At 45.4% G+C, this 359-nt stretch carries 1 pseudogene; it reads left to right on the top strand.

Annotated features, from left to right (window positions below):
- A pseudogene (locus AQ1_RS12300) lies at window positions 1-209 on the top strand (hypothetical protein); the annotation flags it as partial.
- Window positions 210-359: the final 150 nt, after the last annotated feature.

Raw genomic sequence — 359 nt, 5'->3', positions numbered from 1 at the left:
TTGAGCAGGAAATTGCCAAACGGGACAAGCAACGCCTCGAAATTGCCAAGGTTTCCTACCGCTTTGGGGAAGGAGACAGTGAACGTTACCTTAACCAAATCTCTGCCTATGATCGTCAAAAAGCCGCAACTTTTCGGGAATGGTCACGGCTGAGGAGTCAAGTGATAACGGTTAAATTGCTGGTGCTCGGTGGTCAGGACGCTGAATAATTGGTTTGCTTATATCTAACCTTTACCCTGTCCTTCTCTTATCTTTGCCAATTGATTATCTACCCCAACCTTAGTTGGGAAAACCAACAGGCAAAAGCAACGTATTGTTTTTGCAACCAGGAGGTGCATTAACTCCAGTCACCAGATCAT

The organism is Iodidimonas nitroreducens, assembly GCA_000710935.1.
Lineage (GTDB): Bacteria > Pseudomonadota > Alphaproteobacteria > Sphingomonadales > Rhodothalassiaceae > Iodidimonas > Iodidimonas nitroreducens.
This window is presented reverse-complemented; position numbering and strand designations above follow the sequence as displayed.